The organism is Labilibaculum manganireducens (assembly GCF_963665805.2).
Classification (GTDB): Bacteria; Bacteroidota; Bacteroidia; order Bacteroidales; family Marinifilaceae; genus Labilibaculum; species Labilibaculum manganireducens.
The window spans coordinates 2,888,531-2,904,945 of sequence record NZ_CAXXEE010000003.1 but is presented as its reverse complement, the minus strand read 5'-3'; the positions used below and the strand labels follow the sequence as shown (position 1 = coordinate 2,904,945).

Sequence of the window (16,415 nt, the reverse complement as noted above, 5' to 3'; positions counted from 1 at the left end):
GGAACAATTGAGATAATATTATTTTCTTTATAGTATAGATGTGGAATATGATAAAATGTGAAAAAATTAATTTAAGTTTTCCTAAGCAATTCATATGCAAAGATCTTAGTTTCGAGGTTTTTGCAGGTGAGTCAATATGTTTTAGCGGACCATCGGGTAAGGGCAAATCTTCATTATTAAAAGTATTAATGGGATTTATTACACCACAATCCGGGAATATTCAAATTGACGGTTTAGAGTTGAATAGTGATACGATTGCAGCGATTCGAAACAAAATGATCTGGTTGCCGCAAAATAGTAATTTACCTGTTGATTCAGCCAATGAGCTATCTGATTTACTTCAAATGAATGCAAAACAAGTAGAAAGATTTCAACAGTTTCAGGATCAGTTGGGAGTTAGGGAATGCGGCGACGATAAAAGTTTTGCAGAAATTAGCGGTGGCCAAAAGCAAAGGATAGTTTTGGCTGCATGTTTAAGTCTTGATAGATCAATTATCCTTTTAGATGAACCAGTTTCCGCTCTTGATGATTATTCCATCGATCTTCTCTTTGCTACATTGAATTCTTTGCCTAACAAAACAATAGTTTCAACTTCCCATAACAAGAAATGGATTGACTATTGCAACAGAACAATTGAGTTATGAAAGAAATTGTTGACATAGGAATAGGGAGTTTGGCCTTGGGATTTTTGCTCATGATTATTCCCATTGCAGGCTTCATCTATTTTAAAGTGAAAATTGTTAAGGAAACTGTTATTGCTTTAATTCGGATGGTGATACAACTTTCTTTGGTCGCCTTTTATCTGGAATATATTTTTGCATGGAACAATGCCTGGGTAAATGTAATTTGGGTTTGTGTAATGATTTTGGTTGGTGCTTTTACAACAATTAAGAGGGCAGGGCTTACCTATCGGTTTTTCATCCTTCCGTTTGCAATTTCAGGATTTATAAGTATTCTAATTTTGGATGCTTTCTTTCTAGGTTTTGTTATTCATCTCGACTATGTTTTTGATGCCCGTTATTTTATTCCTATATCGGGGATGGTGTTGGGAAATGCTTTAAATCATAACATTGTTGGTATCAGCAATTATTTTGGCAGGTTAGCTAAGGAACAGGATTTGTATTATTTTCTTTTGGTGAACGGAGATAGCAGAAAGAATTCACTGGCACCATTTATCCGCTCGGCCATAAAAAGTGGTTTAAATCCGTTAATAGCTACCATGTCTGTTATTGGTTTAATCTCCTTACCCGGGATGATGACAGGACAGATTTTAGGTGGAAGTTCTCCTATGGTCGCCATAAAATATCAGATATTAATTATGCTTGCCATATTTGTTGGTTGTTCTATAAATCTAATGCTTAGTATTCTTCTGGCAAATCGTTTTGCATTCGACTCTTTTGGACGAATTAAAGCCAATTTATTTAAGAAATAGTATCCCCCGCCAGTTTGTAAGGTGTTTTTGTTATTGTGTTTAATATCAATACATAAGCTTCGTAGTTTGTTTTTGCGCAACCGTTTTCGTTATTTGAAATAATTCTAAACTTCCTGCTTTGGTTTCTCTTTTGTTGATTTTAAACCAAATATTGGTATTTTAGTGCCGAATATTAAAAACAAGACTTGTTTTAATTCCAATTCACAAGCAAAAATATGGATTTTCTTGAAATTTATTTTTACGTTTGCGCCTACTTGGTAAGTTACCTTGAAATGTTTGGCGGACTATAAAATCCATTCCCTACCTCGATCCTTGTGATCAATTTTCTATTCTATTTTTTGAGTAAATGTAATTGATGTTTTAGTGCATCAATAATTTTATAATTAGGCACTTTTTTTTTCTAAGTGTTGTAACTTATAGATTAATCAAAATAGTTAAACAAATACAACATGCAAAAGTCTTTATTATTAGGCGTTGAAGCCATTGCTCAAGGGGCAATTGATGGTGGAATGTCCGGAGTTTATGCGTACCCGGGAACTCCGTCTACTGAAATTACCGAATACATACAACATTCGAAACAAGCAAAAGAATTAAACATTCACAGCGATTGGGCTGCGAATGAAAAAACAGCCATGGAATCAGCTCTCGGTATGTCTTATGCAGGAAAAAGAGCAATGGTTTGTATGAAGCACGTTGGATTGAACGTAGCTGCCGATTGTTTTATGAATGCTGCCATTACAGGAGCAAACGGAGGAATGTTGATCGTAGTTGCAGATGATCCATCTATGCACTCTTCTCAAAATGAGCAGGATTCCCGGGTATACGGTAAGTTCGCCATGATGCCGGTTTTAGAGCCGTCAAACCAACAGGAAGCATACGATATGGCTCGTTTCGGTTTCGAATTGTCAGAAGCATTTGAGATTCCTGTTTTAATGAGAATTACGACTCGTTTGGCTCATTCCCGTGCCGGTGTTGCAAGATCTGCTGAGGTAATGGTACAAAATGAATTGAAACTTCCTGAAGATAAGGTTCAATTCGTATTACTTCCAGCTATCGCGCGTAAGCGTTATAAGAAATTGTTAAGTAATCAGGAGAAATTCGAAGCCGCATCAGAAGATTCTGCTTATAATGCATATACCGATGCTGCAGATAAGTCAATGGGTATCATTGCTTGTGGTTTAGGATATAATTACTTAATGGAAAATTATCCTGATGGAGATTGTCCATATCCTGTTGTTAAGATCAGCCAGTACCCAATTCCCCGTACCATGATTAAAAAAATCACCGGCGAGTGCAGTAAAGTATTGGTTTTGGAAGAAGGTTATCCTGTGATTGAGGAAATCCTGAAAGGATATTTGGAAAAGGAAGCTGTTATTGGCCGTTTGGATGGAACTCTTTCCCGTGATGGTGAGTTAACTCCGGATATGGTTGGCAGAGCTCTTGGATTTAAAATTGAAGAAAGTCTTGAAATACCAGATATTGTAGCTGCCCGTCCGCCTGCATTGTGTGTTGGGTGCAGTCATATTGATGTGTACAAAGCATTGAATGAGGTGATTGCTGAATATGGCGAAGGTCGTGTGTTTGCTGATATAGGTTGTTATACTTTGGGTGCTTTGCCTCCTTTTAATGCAATTAACTCTTGCGTGGATATGGGAGCATCAATCACTATGGCTAAAGGTGCTGCTGATGCCGGATTAATTCCTTCGGTAGCCGTTATTGGGGATTCAACTTTTACACACTCGGGCATGACTGGTTTATTGGATGCTGTTAATGAAAAGACTCCAATTACAGTAATCATTTCTGATAATGAATCGATCTCAATGACCGGAGGTCAGAAATCATCTGCCAAAGGCAAGTTGGAATCAATTTGCGAAGGTTTAGGAGTAGAGAAGGAGCACATTCATGTATTACTTCCTGTGCCTAAGAAACATGATGAGATTAAGGAAATCTTCCGTAAGGAGTTTGAATACAAAGGAGTTTCTGTAATTATTCCCCGAAGAGTATGTGTACAGAAGAATGTTCGTGATCAAAAAATAAAGAAAGCAAGTATGGCAAAAGCAGCTAAAGCTTAATCAAATACTAACCTGAAAAAAGTAAACAGATGAAAACAGATATGGTTATAGCAGGTGTTGGTGGTCAAGGGATTTTATCCATTGCTGCTGCTTTAGGTTCTGCTGCACTAGACAACGATTTATATATGAAACAAGCTGAAACTCATGGCATGAGTCAGCGAGGTGGTGATGTTCAGTCATTTATGAGAATTTCTGATAAGCCAATTTATTCCGATTTAATTCCTAAAGGTGGTGCTGATATTATTTTATCAGTTGAGCCTATGGAAGCATTGCGTTACCTTCCTTACTTAAAAAAAGGTGGTTATGTGGTAACTAATTCAACTCCTTTTATCAATATTACTGATTATCCTGAGCAGGAAAAATTGGAAGCAACCATTAAAGCTTTGCCTAATTATGTATTGATTGATGCAGATAGAATCGCAAAGGAAGAAGTTGGTTCTGCACGTGCTTTTAACTTTGTAATGTTGGGGGCGGCATCTCCTTTTATCGATGTTCCATTCGAATATTTGGAAGAAGGAATTCGTAAAATTTTCGCGAGAAAAGGAGAAGAAGTAGTAGATATGAATATTAAGGCACTTCATGCAGGACGTAAGTTCTCGCAAGAAAACAGATAGTCAAAACTCAGTTATTATACATCAAAATCCCCGTTTGAAAATAATTCCAAACGGGGATTTTTTATCATCATTTGTGACAAGGAGATCAAAAATAATTAAACTGTAAATTTTGTGAAGTTTGAGTCAATTTCTCTATTAAAGAAGTGATATTACTTTCACCTTATTTCTTTCGCCTTTACACTTGTTTTTATCCTTTATTGTCTAAAATTTCACTAATTGTCCGCAGGCAGGCTGCAATTTCTCTTTTTAACGGATGATTGGGCATAATTCCACTCTCGGCATCCAGACCATTTAAAATACCCATCCAAATTGCACTTATACCAAAGCCAATCAAAACATCCTTTTTGTAATTTTCGACAAATGCCTGTCGGTATTGCTCTGTGAAATTATTGAAATTAACTGCGATTCGGAAAGTATAGGAAGCGTCAGGATTTTCACCATTGTGCATATGGTAATCTATTATTTTTACAAAATTGTCGGATAGTTTTTTAGATTCCGATTCTATTTCATCTCTTTTATCCTGATTGATATCCATATCATGTACACCTTTCAGAATCAAATGGTCGATATCTTCAGTGCATATTGTATTTTTTAATAGTATAGGTTCCATGTTTGATGAATTATTTATAAGAACACCTAAATTACTCGAAAAATATGAGATTGTATCTTAAGAATCGCTGATTTTGAAAGATTTCCTAAGATTGGTTTTCATTGCTTTCGAAGTAAGGAATAGTTCTTAGCTTTGATGCGCTAAATTTGCTTTACTCCCAATTCTTAGAACCAAATAGCCAATAATTCCAGAAGTAAACGAGCCAATCAAGATACCAATTTTAGCCGAATCGATAAATTCAGGATTGGTAATAAAAGCCAGATTGGCAATAAATATTGCCATTGTAAATCCTATTCCAGCCAGAAATGATATTCCTACCACCTGAATGGCTTTCACTCCTTGCGGCAATTCAGCCAATTTTAGTTTAATGCCGATAAAGGATATCAAGGATACGCCAACACTATTTCCAATGATTAAACAAAGTGCAATGTTGATGACCAAAGGCATTTCCAGATTTATATCTGCACCAAACTTGATTCCTGCATTGGATAGGGCAAATACCGGCATAATAAAAAAAGCAACCCAGTTGTGCAGCTTGTGTTCTAAATGCTGCAATGGGGATTGTACCTGACTGGTCCAATCTTCCAAATTGTCGATTTGTTCAATCTGACGATCGGAGAGGATTGGTTTTTCGCATGTTTCTTCAATATCCTTAGCAATGCCCATTAATTTGCGAGAATACGTTTTAATATCAATTTTTTGCCTGATTGGAATGGTAAATGCCATTAACACACCGGCAACAGTGGGATGTATTCCTGATTTTAAAAACAGATACCAAACAAGTACGCCCATAATAAAAACGAAATAAGGAAAATAGATTTTCCGATAAGATAAAAAGACTAATATTAGGATAGGAATGGCAGCATATCCTAATAATATCCACTCGATATTTCCACTATAAAATATTGCGATTACCAATACCGCAATCAAATCATCGACAATGGCAAAGGCGGTTAGGAATACTTTCAAGCCCAAAGGAATTCTTTTACCAAGAAGTTTAAGAATAGCTAAAGAAAATGCAATATCGGTTGCCATAGGAACTCCCCATGCATTTGATGTGCTTTGATTGTTATTGAGTAAAAAGAACATCGCCACAGGAACCAACATTCCACCCAAAGCCGCAAAAAATGGAAAACTTGCTTTTCGAACCGTATTTAGTTCGCCTATTAAAAGTTCACGTTTAATTTCCAGTCCAATCAGGAAAAAGAAAACAGCCATTAAGCCATCATTAATCCAAAGTATTATTGGTTTATTCAGTTCGAAATCAGATGTTGTTATCCCAATTTTATATTGCCATAATGAATCGTATAAATGAGCCAGAGGAGAGTTTGCCCAAATTAGTGCAAGCAGGGTGGCAATAAAAAGCAGAATTCCGCTAAAGCTTTCTATTTTAACAAATTTCTGGAATGGGGTGATGAGAAGTTTATCTATCATGGAAGTTTATTTCGTTCATTTAAATCGATTCTGAATTTACGAAAAAATGATCTTTTATTCGCCATTCTGAGTAATTTTCATGCAATAAAAAGTGTATTTTTTTTACTGAAATCCTTTTCGGTATTAGCCATGTTTTCTATTAGATATTGTGGAAATGTTTTGAATGAAATCAGACTACTACCAGTCTTGCTTGCGGACTAGTAGTGGTTCTGACATTGGACTAACAGTAGTCCGGATACCGGATCAATGGTAGTCTGATAATTCACGAAAATAGGAACCGTAAATTGAATAGCAAGGAAAGCTTTGATGTTAATTGGATATTCGAGTAAAGGCTGTACTTATCAGACTTTGGCAGGTAATAAAATTAATTCGGAAGCCTTACTTCAGGTAAGACTCCCGAATTTAATTACATCTTTTTTAATTCATATATGTCATTTCTACGGTCTCGCAAATTTCGTACGCTGCCAAACTGATTCAATTCGCGAAGTAGGTCGATATCTACATCAGCAATTAGAATCATTTCGGTATTTGGCGTTGCTTCGGCTTTAATTCCATTGGCCGGAAAAGCAAAGTCGCAGGGGGTAAATACCATCGATTGAGCATACTGAATATCCATGTTGTGTACCTTAGGCAAGTTGCCAACACTACCAGCAATGGCAACGTAGCATTCATTTTCGATGGCTCTGGCCTGAGCACAATTCCGAACCCGGGAATAGCCGTTTTGTGTATCCGTTAAGAAGGGTACAAACAAAATATCCATTCCTTCGTCGGCAAGCAAACGGCTCAATTCAGGAAATTCAACATCGTAACAAATCAGGATGCCAATTTTTCCGCAATCGGTATCAAAAACTTTCAGTTCCGATCCTTTTTGCATCCCCCAAACTTTCGCCTCGTCCGGTGTTACGTGAAGTTTCTCATAACGCTCAACACTTCCATCACGTTTGCACAGATAACCGGCATTATACAATCGATCATCCTTAATTTCAGGCAGACTGCCACTAATAATATTGATGTTGTAAGAAATGGCCAGTTCCGAAAACTTTTGAACGATGGTTTCGGTATGCTCTGCCAATTTTCTGATTGCCTCAGGTTCCGATAAATGATTGTCTTTGGCCATGAGAGGAGCATTAAAAAATTCCGGAAACAAGGCAAAATCCGATCGGTAACCCGAAACAGCATCCACAAAATACTCGGCCTGATGCATTAACTCATCCAAATTATTATAGGAACGCATTTGCCATTGAATCAGGCCAAGACGAACCACTTTTTTTATAGTGCTGGGTTTCTTGTTCTTTTTCTCATAGTAAATATTATCCCATTCAAGAAGTACTGCATAGTCGTTAGAATCTTCATCACCTTCCAAATAGTTTTTCAGAATTTTGGCCGGATGAAAATCATTCGAAACCTGAAAATTCAAAACAGGATCGTGAATTTCTTTTCTTCTAACCTTTTCAATGTATTCTTTCGGTGATAATTGATCGGCATATTTGTGATAGTTTGGTATTCGTCCGCCAAAAGCAACTCCTTTTAGATTCAAACGCTCACTCAATTCTTTTCGGTAATCGTACAATCGCCGGCCCAATCGTAAGCCACGAAACTCCGGTTTAATAAAAACATCGATTCCGTACAAAACATCTCCATCCGTATTGTGTGTCGAGAAAGTATAGTTTCCCGTTATTTCTTTGTAGGTATGCTTATCGTCAAACTTACTATAGTCAACAATAATCGATAAAGCGCATCCTGCTATGTGATTATTGACTTTAATCACAACCTGACCGTCAGGGAAATTATCAATTAATGTTTTGATTTGATGTTCTCTCCAATATGAATTGGGCATACTTGTGTACGACTCAATCATGGCTTTTTTAAGTTCCTGATAATCATCTAAACTTAAGAAGGATAATTCAATGTTTTCTATTTCCTGCATTTGAATGTTATTCACAGAGAAGTATGTGCAACAGCGCACAAATCTTTCTGTTTAGAAAGATTAAATATAACAAAATTGAGAATATGTGCTTCTCTTTGGAATTAAAAAATAAATGTTTTAGAACGCTGTAACTGAGTATTAAATTTGCAGATGAATTTAGGAATTGATCCGTCCTAAAGTGCTGTTATATTGATATGTGAATAAAAAATAACTTTCTGCAAAGCTTTTTCTCTTTCGAGGATTTTCATTTCCATTCCGGACAGTTTTTTTGAACATTAAATTATTTTCAGGAAGTAATTTTAATTGAGATTTGGTAGATTAGGGGAGCTATTCTGAGAAAAGCTACCCAATACACTAATATGAGGATGTATTGGGTATGTTTTAAGATCAATTATTTTTACATCAAAGCTTAAGTGATCGATTATGAGTAGTGTTAATAGTTTAATAGATGATAACAGGCGGTCATTTATTTTGGTAGTTGTCTCTAAAAGTGAAGAAATATTAGAATCTAAGTGAGTTGCTTGAGGTTATTAGACAGACTGCCGTTAGCGTTATTTAAACCAAAAAAGTATTAAAATGAAATTTAAGAAATTAAAACTTTACACAAATAAGCTTGAATTAGAGAAGAGGTTCTATTCGGAGATTTTAGGATTTAAGATTTTAGACGAAAATTCTAATTTTTTTTCTTTAGAAATTGGTTGGAGTGAATTATCGTTCGAACAATCTGAAATAGAACACAAATATCATTATTGTTTCTTAATTCCAGCTAATAAATTGAATCAAGCACTGGAATGGATGGAAAGAAGAACTAAGGTTATAGATATAGAAGATGGTAGAAAAATTGAAAATTTTAAAAGTTGGAATGCTGATTCATTCTATTTCTATGATGCAAGTGGAAACGTTGCCGAATTTATAGTCAGATATGATTTAAAAAATAATGACGAGTCTGAATTTGATATTTCGAAAGTTTTAGGAATTAATGAAATAGGTGTAGCTACTAAAGATGTTCAGGAAATAAACCACCAACTTAAAACAGAGTTAGGAACAAAATTTTGGAAAGGTGATTTAAAGAGATTCGGGACCAACGGTTCTCAAGAAGGAATTTTCTTATTACCCAATTACAAATTAAAAGAAATTTGGTTTCCTACTTCAATAATAATAAAACCTGAGCCTTTTGAAGCAATTATTGAAAATAACGGAAAAGAATATTGCTTGGAATTTAGAAATGAAAAATTAAAAACTACAGCCAATAATGTGTAAATTTCATAGCGTGTATCGTGGTTTTCGGAGGACAGAGTCCCGCATCAGATTTCCGGTACTATCGGACAAAAAGTCGTATGGAGAGTCCGCTGCAAAAATTCACATCAGCTATTAATCTCAATTAAAAAAAAATAGGAATGATTAAGAACAACAAAATGATAAGTGGATTAAAAATAGGATTGGCAGTAGGATTCGTTGTTTTCTTTCAACAATTTGTAAAAGCTCAGGCAAATCAAAATCAACAGTTTTTACAGCAAGTAGGTGTTGTAGATAGTCTTTATTCCCAAATACTAAACGAGTCGAGAACGATTTACATACAACTACCAGTCAGTTACAATCCTGAGAAAAATCAAAAATATCCCGTAGTTTTTATTTTAGACGGAGAAATATTTCTACCTACGCTTAGTGATGTGCAAAACTATTATAGCGGAGGCTTTACACCTGAAATGGTACTAATAGGAATTTCCAATGCTAAAAACAGGATAAGAGATTTAACGACCTCAACTATATCAACAAAATATGGAATGCCGTTTAACGATGAAAATGGAGAGGCTGATCATTTTGTCGAGTTTTTTGAAAAGGAACTTATTCCTTTTATCGAGAATAAATATCCTGTTACCAATTTTAGAACATTAATTGGTCATTCGTATGGAGGTTTGTTTGCCATTAATGCACTAATTCATCATCCAAATTTGTTTACCAACTACTTAGCCATAGACCCAAGCCTGGATTGGGACGATCAAAAACTATTGAAAGAAGCACAAGGATTACTTGCCACTCAGACATATAAAAACAAATCTTTATTTATGTCTTTAGGGGGACAATTGCACATGCAAAATTCAAAGATTACTTTGGACAATGTAATGCAAGACACAACAGAATTCACTTTGTTTGCCCGTTCGAATATTGCCTTTTCAAACGAGCTAAGGCAAAATGCTAAAAACGGACTGTCTTTCGAATGGAAATTTTATCCCGGAGATTTGCATGGCACAATTCCCTTTCCCTCTATTATGGATGGTTTGATTTCGCTTTTTGAATGGTACCAAATGGAAAATACCGATAAAATAAACTCATTTGACACGTCAAAAGAAGAGCTTCTCAGCATAATAAAATACAGGGAAAAGAAGCTCAAAGACCATTTTGGATATTTTGAACCTCCTTATCCGGAAGAACTTTTAAATATGTCAGGCTATATGAATATGGAGATGGAACAGCTCGAAAAAACAAAAATGTATTTTGAACTTGCCATAGAATATTATCCCGAAAGTGCGAATGCCTTCGATTCTATGGCTGAATATTATGAGACAAAAGGGGACTTAACCAATGCGGTAAAATATGTAACCAAAGCTTTTGAATTAAGTGGCAGTGATTATTATAAGAAAAGAGTAGAAGGGCTTAAAATGAGAAAAAGTAACTATGACTAATGATAACATCCATTAGTACAATATTATTAAAAAACTCCTTTGATTTGGTCAAAGGAGTTTTTTTTAATGTTCATTTCGTTTTCAGAATAGCTTATGATTCAATTCGCTGTAAATCTTCTATAAGAATTATTACTCTCTAATCCGCACGAAAATATGTTTGATATTTCGTTTGCCACTATCCCGTTCGTCAATTTCGAACTGTTGCTGCATCGATTTAAGCAAAGGGGTGAGTTTGTTGAATCCGTAGTTCCTGGGATCAAAATCAGGTTTCTTCTTGTTAATTAAAGAACCAAGTTCTGCAAGAAAAGCCCAGCCATCGTCGTCGGCAATGTCTTCAATCGAATTGATCAGAAGGTTAAGAAACTGCTTGTCTATTTTATCAAATTTCTGAGTTTCGGCAGGACTTGCAGCGGCTTCTTTTTTCTTCTCGCGAATCTTTTTGCCACTAATAATTTCGATATAAATGAATTTATCGCAGGCAACAATAAAAGGATTTGGCGTTTTCTTTTCGCCAATGCCAATAACAAGCATTCTGGATTCTCTGAGCCTTGTAGCCAGCCGGGTAAAATCACTATCGCTTGATACCAGACAAAAACCGTCTACTTTGCCATTGTGCAAAATGTCCATGGCATCAATAATCATTGCCGAATCGGTGGCATTTTTTCCGGTGGTGTAGGAGTATTGCTGAATAGGAGTAATTGCATGTTCCAGTAAGGCAGGTTTCCAGCCCGCAACAGTAGGTTTTGTCCAATCGCCGTAAATGCGTTTGATGCTTGGAGTGCCTAATTTGGCTATTTCATCAAGCATTCCTTTAATGTTCGAATAGGGAATATTATCGGCATCAATCAGAACCGCAAGGTTCAAATCATTAGTTTCGTTCATAATTTTTTGTAATTAATAGTACGACTAAGGTAAGGAATTGTATGTGATTATACGTCTAAATATTTAGCATTATCTGGTTTTATGGTGTAGGCGAATATAGAAAAACAATAAAAGTACTTATCTTCTAAGGATGAAATTAATTTTTTATTTGGGATGTTATTTTTATTTGATATTTCAGATGATGTCACGAACAATGATTTAATGAAGAAACTTATTATACTTTACCTGGTTTTATTGGCCATTTCAGTTCAAGCGCAAGTTACAACTGAAATCACCGGATACGTAAAAGACAAAATGGATTTTCCTTTGATTGGAGCTTCGGTGTATCTCGAAAATACTACCAATGGAGCTACTTCCGATGTCAACGGGTACTATAAAATCGAGAATATAAAACCGGGTACTTATAATTTGGTGGTAAGCTATCTGGGTTATGATAGTCAAACCCGCTATAATATTGAAGTGAAATCGGTAGGAAATCAATTGTACAATTTTACCCTTTTGGAACAAAGTCAAAATTTATCCGAAGTAATTATATCCAATAAAAATAAAGTAACACGACCCCGCGAAACACCGCTTTCTACTCAAACGCTTAGTGCAGTAGAAATTGCAACTTATCCCGGAGGAAATAACGATGTTGTTCGTGTTGCGCAGTCGCTTCCTGGAATTTCACCCTCACCAGGTGGTTTTCGCAACGATTTAATTATTCGCGGAGGCGCACCCAACGAATCAGTTTACTATTTGGATGGAGTAGAGATTCCCAATATCAATCACTTTAGCACTCAAGGTAGTTCAGGTGGTCCGGTGGGGATTTTAAATGTATCCTTTATTGATAATGTAAATTTGGCAACATCTGCTTTTGGCAGTCAATATGATAATCCGCTTTCAGGGGTGCTTCAGTTTGAACAACGGGAGGGAAACAACCTAAAACACAATACTAACTTTCGCTTGAGTGCCAGCGAGGCCGCTTTAACTCACGAAGGGCCTCTTTTTAAAGGAAAAAACAAGGAGAGCAAAACGAGTTATCTAATTTCTGCACGCCGATCGTATTTACAATTTTTATTTAAGCTCATCGGTCTTCCTATTCGTCCCGATTATTGGGATTATCAGTACAAAATCACTCATAAAATAGATCAGTATAATACAGTTAATTTAATTGGCTTGGGCTCTATTGACGATTTTGCAATTGATGCCTCCGGAACTATTGATGAAAATGAACAGTCTTCATTAGACCAAACACCTTTCATTGAACAACGTACCAATACAATAGGAATTAGCTGGAAGAATCGCTTTAAGAGTAGGAAAGGTTTCATGCAAACTACCATAAGCAACAACTTATTGGTCAATGATTTTTCAAGATACAAGGACAATGAAAATCAGAAGGATTTGTATTTTAAGAATGATTCGCGCGAAATGGAAACCAAACTGCGTTACAGTTTAACCTATTATATTAAGGAATGGAGACTAAGTGGTGGTTTTAATGTGCAGAGAAGCGATTACGAAAATAAGACCATCGATAGTAATGAAGGTTTTCAATACAATTCCAAAATTGATTTTTTGAAGTACGGTTTGTTTGCCAATGCCACTAAATCGTTTTTCGATCAGAAACTTGATTTCTCATTTGGTTTTAGAACCGATGGTGATAGTTTTACGCAGGACAATGATTTGCTTTCCACATTTTCGCCTCGTTTGGCTTTGTCCTTCGAATTTGCCGACGATTGGAAGATCAAGGCAAGTGCAGGCCGTTATTTCAAGTTACCACCCTATACCATTTTAGGCTATAAGCAAAATGAAGTATTCTCAAATAAGGATATTGATTATACCCGAAGCGATCATTATGTGTTGGGTTTCGAGCGAATTTTTGGGCCTTCTTCAAATATTAGTGTGGAAGGATTTTACAAACGTTACGAAGATTATCCCGTTTCAGTTCGCGATCAGGTTTCATTGGCAAATAAAGGAGCCGATTTTAATGTGCTGGGAAACGAAGAGGTAAAATCAGTTGGTAAAGGGAGAAGTTATGGTCTGGAGTTTTTGTTTCAGCAGAAGTTGAGCCATCGTTTTTATGGTATTTTCTCCTATACTTTTTTCTACAGCGAATTTACCGGCTTCGATAGAAGTAAGTATTTACCATCGGTGTGGGACAGCCGGCATTTGGTTTCTTTTACAGGAGGATACAAACTCAGGAAAAACTGGGAAGTAAGTGCTCGTTATCGATTCGCAGGCGAAACCCCAATTGTTCCAACAAATATCGAGGAAACGACTGTCCGTTACCCGGATATTGTTTTGGATTACAACCGGTTGGGGGAAGAAAAATTGGGCGTATTCAGTCAGCTGGATGTGCGAATCGATAAAAAGTGGAATTTTAAAGAACTTTCGTTGGAGTTGTTTTTTGAAATACAAAACCTGCTGATGCGTAATTCACCGGAGGCTCCCGAATACGTTCTTCAAAGAAATGATATGGGAAATGTAACTGAGCCTCATCATCTGGTTCAGGTTGGAAAGAAAGATGGGCGGCCAATTCCCACCATTGGTTTTGTTATAGATTTTTAAAGAATGATAAGTTTGTTCTCCTTTTTCGAATTTATTTTGAAATTAAAGAGATGAATAATACTCCGGGATATCAGGGTGAAAGGTAGTTCTCTTATGTAAATAATTTTAGCTGAATCATATTTTAAATTGCAGCGAAAACCACCCAGTTGACGATCCTTTTTCTTTGCCTGTGAAACGGGTAAACAAGCTCGCTTTTTTATATAATTATTAGGATATGTGATGTTTGTGTTATGTATATAAAAACAGAACATAAACAGGTGTTTGCAAATGGGAAAAGAAGAAGGGGACTTGGAAAGACTAAAAAATTAATATTAATTTGTTGCTAAAATAACCACACAATGAACCAATCCCCTGATAAAATTATTATTATCGATAATAATGAATCACTAAGCTACAATTCATTATTTAATGAAATGTACGCCGGGCTTTGTTTATTCTCCGAGCGGTTTTTGATAGTTTCGAGTGAAGGAGAAGATTTGGTTCAGGAAGTATTTGTGAAATTGTGGGCTAAATTTGATGATTTTGATTCCTTAAATGCCATTAAAGCATATTTATATCAGGCTACCAGAAATGCTTGCTTGAATTCCATACGTCACGAAAAGGTAAAACGAAAGTACGAGGCCGAGCAGGTTCATCAAGTTGAATCGGAAACCTATTTTTTGAAGCAGGTGGTAGAAGAAGAGACAAGTCGTATTATTGCCAATTCTATTGATGAGCTTCCTCCGCAGTGTAAGAAAATATTACAATTAAGCATGCAGGGTTTAAAAAATCAGGAAATTGCTGATGACCTTGGGATTTCTGTAAATTCGGTAAAAACACAAAAACGTATTGCTTACAAAACACTCCGTTCCAAACTTCAAAATATCTTCGATATCGTAATGTATATCATGTGGATGTAAATTTTTGTATCTTTTTCTTAATCATTCTTCACCCTCTTTTTTAAGTTGGGTGTTCTAATTTATACAAGAAGAAGAAATGAAGAACACACAGGAACATATTAAACTAGCTCAACTACTTGCAAAACAATTTGTCGGTGAATTGTCTGATGCTGAAATAAAACAATTGATACTTTTCGAAAAAGAGGAAGATAAAAATGAGATCCTTTCATCGGTAAGAGAAAAAGGAATTGATTTTAACCGCTTGGAGAGGTATCAGACTTTTAATTTGGAAGAAGCCCGTAAAAAGGTAGACTGGAAGATTCAATTCAGACAAAAAAGCAAGAAAATAAATTTCACAACAATACTTCGTTATGCCGCCATACTAGCTTTGCCGTTAGCTCTTGCAGTATACATGTTGTATTTAACTGATGTTACCCAACCAGATGGACTGGGGCAGGCAGCTATTGAAATTAAACCAGGAGAAACAAAGGCTCAGTTGTATCTTTCAGATGGAAGAATTGTAGATTTAGAGAAGCAGCAGAAGGACTTAATAAGAGAGACTGACGGTTCTGTAATCGAAAAAGACAGTCTGGGTTTAAATTATCAGACCAATACTCTTGATACCGAACCGGAAAGTATTGCTGAAAATGTGGTAGTAACTCCGGTAGGAGGTGAATATCAGTTAACCCTGTCCGACGGAACAAAAGTCTGGATGAATGCAAAGTCTGAAATTCGTTATCCTGTTCGGTTTATTGGCAATACCAGAAAAGTGAAAATTTCGGGGGAGGTGTACTTTAAGGTGGCTAAAGATGCAGGAAAACCTTTTATTGTTGATGCAAACGATGTTGAGGTAAAAGTTTTAGGAACACAATTCAATATTATGGCCTATCCCGACGAGAGAAGCATACAAACGACCCTTGTTGAAGGTGCTGTAAGCCTAAAAGCAAAAGAATTATCTGGAAAAACCACATCAGTGGGTTTGAGTCCTGGCCGGCAGGCCGATTACGATCGCTTTTCAAAAAGTGTTGAAACCAGAGAAGTAGATGTTGACAGGTTTATTGCCTGGAAAAACGGAAAGTTTGTTTTCGAAAAAGAGAGTTTAAACGATATTATGAGAAAGTTAGAGCGCTGGTATGATATTAAAGTGTTCTTCCAAAGTAATGAGCTGAAAAATATGCGTTTTAGCGCCAGAATTGACAGATACGGCAATATCAATGATATTTTGGAGAAAATGCAGCAAACAACAAATATTAACTTTGATATAAAAAATAATATTATTCAAATTAAAAAGAAGTAAACCCTAAAACCCGAAATGAAAAAAAAACAGGGAGTGCG

The 16,415-nt window shown here is 36.0% G+C and carries 13 protein-coding genes; 9 read left to right on the top strand and 4 right to left on the bottom strand.

Features of this window, described 5'->3' with window-relative positions:
• The first annotated feature begins 47 nt into the window (after positions 1-47).
• The 4 genes from ACHZAX_RS11290 (at position 48) to ACHZAX_RS11275 (ending at position 4,118) form a co-directional block, all read left to right on the top strand.
• Positions 48-644 carry an ATP-binding cassette domain-containing protein gene (locus ACHZAX_RS11290; RefSeq protein ID WP_180327150.1) on the top strand — a complete coding sequence of 199 codons (597 nt, stop codon included), beginning with the start codon at positions 48-50 and terminating at the stop codon, positions 642-644.
• Complete coding sequence (locus tag ACHZAX_RS11285) at positions 641-1,432, top strand: ABC transporter permease (protein ID WP_101307827.1); 792 nt, start codon at positions 641-643, stop codon at positions 1,430-1,432. The genes ACHZAX_RS11290 and ACHZAX_RS11285 overlap by 4 nt, the downstream gene beginning before the upstream one ends.
• A 449-nt stretch (positions 1,433-1,881) precedes the next feature.
• Positions 1,882-3,504 (top strand): thiamine pyrophosphate-dependent enzyme, encoded by a 1,623-nt coding sequence (locus ACHZAX_RS11280; protein WP_101307826.1) that lies wholly within the window; start codon positions 1,882-1,884, stop codon positions 3,502-3,504.
• A 29-nt stretch (positions 3,505-3,533) separates the two neighbouring features.
• The gene (locus ACHZAX_RS11275) at positions 3,534-4,118 is read left to right on the top strand and encodes an indolepyruvate oxidoreductase subunit beta (protein ID WP_101307825.1); all 585 of its coding nucleotides are present in this window, start codon (positions 3,534-3,536) and stop codon (positions 4,116-4,118) included.
• 187 nt (positions 4,119-4,305) lie between these two features.
• Here the strand turns inward: ACHZAX_RS11275 and ACHZAX_RS11270 are convergent, their stop codons facing one another.
• The 3 genes from ACHZAX_RS11270 to ACHZAX_RS11260 form a co-directional block, all read right to left on the bottom strand.
• The gene (locus tag ACHZAX_RS11270; RefSeq protein ID WP_101307824.1) at positions 4,306-4,728 is read right to left on the bottom strand and encodes a hypothetical protein; all 423 of its coding nucleotides are present in this window, start codon (positions 4,726-4,728) and stop codon (positions 4,306-4,308) included.
• Positions 4,729-4,854: 126 nt separating this feature from the next.
• On the bottom strand, positions 4,855-6,162 hold the full coding sequence (nhaA, locus tag ACHZAX_RS11265; protein ID WP_320019193.1) for a Na+/H+ antiporter NhaA: 1,308 nt from the start codon (positions 6,160-6,162) through the stop codon (positions 4,855-4,857).
• A gap of 406 nt (positions 6,163-6,568) precedes the next feature.
• A complete protein-coding gene (locus ACHZAX_RS11260; RefSeq protein ID WP_320019192.1) occupies positions 6,569-8,089 on the bottom strand; it encodes a bifunctional GNAT family N-acetyltransferase/carbon-nitrogen hydrolase family protein in 1,521 nt (506 codons plus the stop codon).
• A 576-nt stretch (positions 8,090-8,665) separates the two neighbouring features.
• On the opposite strand from ACHZAX_RS11260, the gene ACHZAX_RS11255 reads away from it, so the two are divergent.
• Together ACHZAX_RS11255 and ACHZAX_RS11250 are read left to right on the top strand one after the other, a co-directional pair.
• On the top strand, positions 8,666-9,349 hold the full coding sequence (locus tag ACHZAX_RS11255; protein ID WP_320019191.1) for a VOC family protein: 684 nt from the start codon (positions 8,666-8,668) through the stop codon (positions 9,347-9,349).
• Positions 9,350-9,486: 137 nt separating this feature from the next.
• A complete protein-coding gene (locus tag ACHZAX_RS11250; protein ID WP_320019190.1) occupies positions 9,487-10,773 on the top strand; it encodes an alpha/beta hydrolase-fold protein in 1,287 nt (428 codons plus the stop codon).
• Positions 10,774-10,902: 129 nt separating this feature from the next.
• Here the strand turns inward: ACHZAX_RS11250 and ACHZAX_RS11245 are convergent, their stop codons facing one another.
• The gene (locus ACHZAX_RS11245; RefSeq protein WP_101307820.1) at positions 10,903-11,655 is read right to left on the bottom strand and encodes an NYN domain-containing protein; all 753 of its coding nucleotides are present in this window, start codon (positions 11,653-11,655) and stop codon (positions 10,903-10,905) included.
• A gap of 201 nt (positions 11,656-11,856) precedes the next feature.
• Here ACHZAX_RS11245 and ACHZAX_RS11240 point away from each other — a divergent pair, with 201 nt between their 5' ends.
• The 3 genes from ACHZAX_RS11240 (at position 11,857) to ACHZAX_RS11230 (ending at position 16,377) form a co-directional block, all read left to right on the top strand.
• The gene (locus ACHZAX_RS11240; protein ID WP_320019189.1) at positions 11,857-14,202 is read left to right on the top strand and encodes a TonB-dependent receptor; all 2,346 of its coding nucleotides are present in this window, start codon (positions 11,857-11,859) and stop codon (positions 14,200-14,202) included.
• Between the two features lie 338 nt (positions 14,203-14,540).
• The gene (locus ACHZAX_RS11235; protein WP_101307818.1) at positions 14,541-15,101 is read left to right on the top strand and encodes an RNA polymerase sigma-70 factor; all 561 of its coding nucleotides are present in this window, start codon (positions 14,541-14,543) and stop codon (positions 15,099-15,101) included.
• A 76-nt stretch (positions 15,102-15,177) separates the two neighbouring features.
• Complete coding sequence (locus ACHZAX_RS11230) at positions 15,178-16,377, top strand: FecR family protein (protein WP_320019188.1); 1,200 nt, start codon at positions 15,178-15,180, stop codon at positions 16,375-16,377.
• Positions 16,378-16,415: the final 38 nt, after the last annotated feature.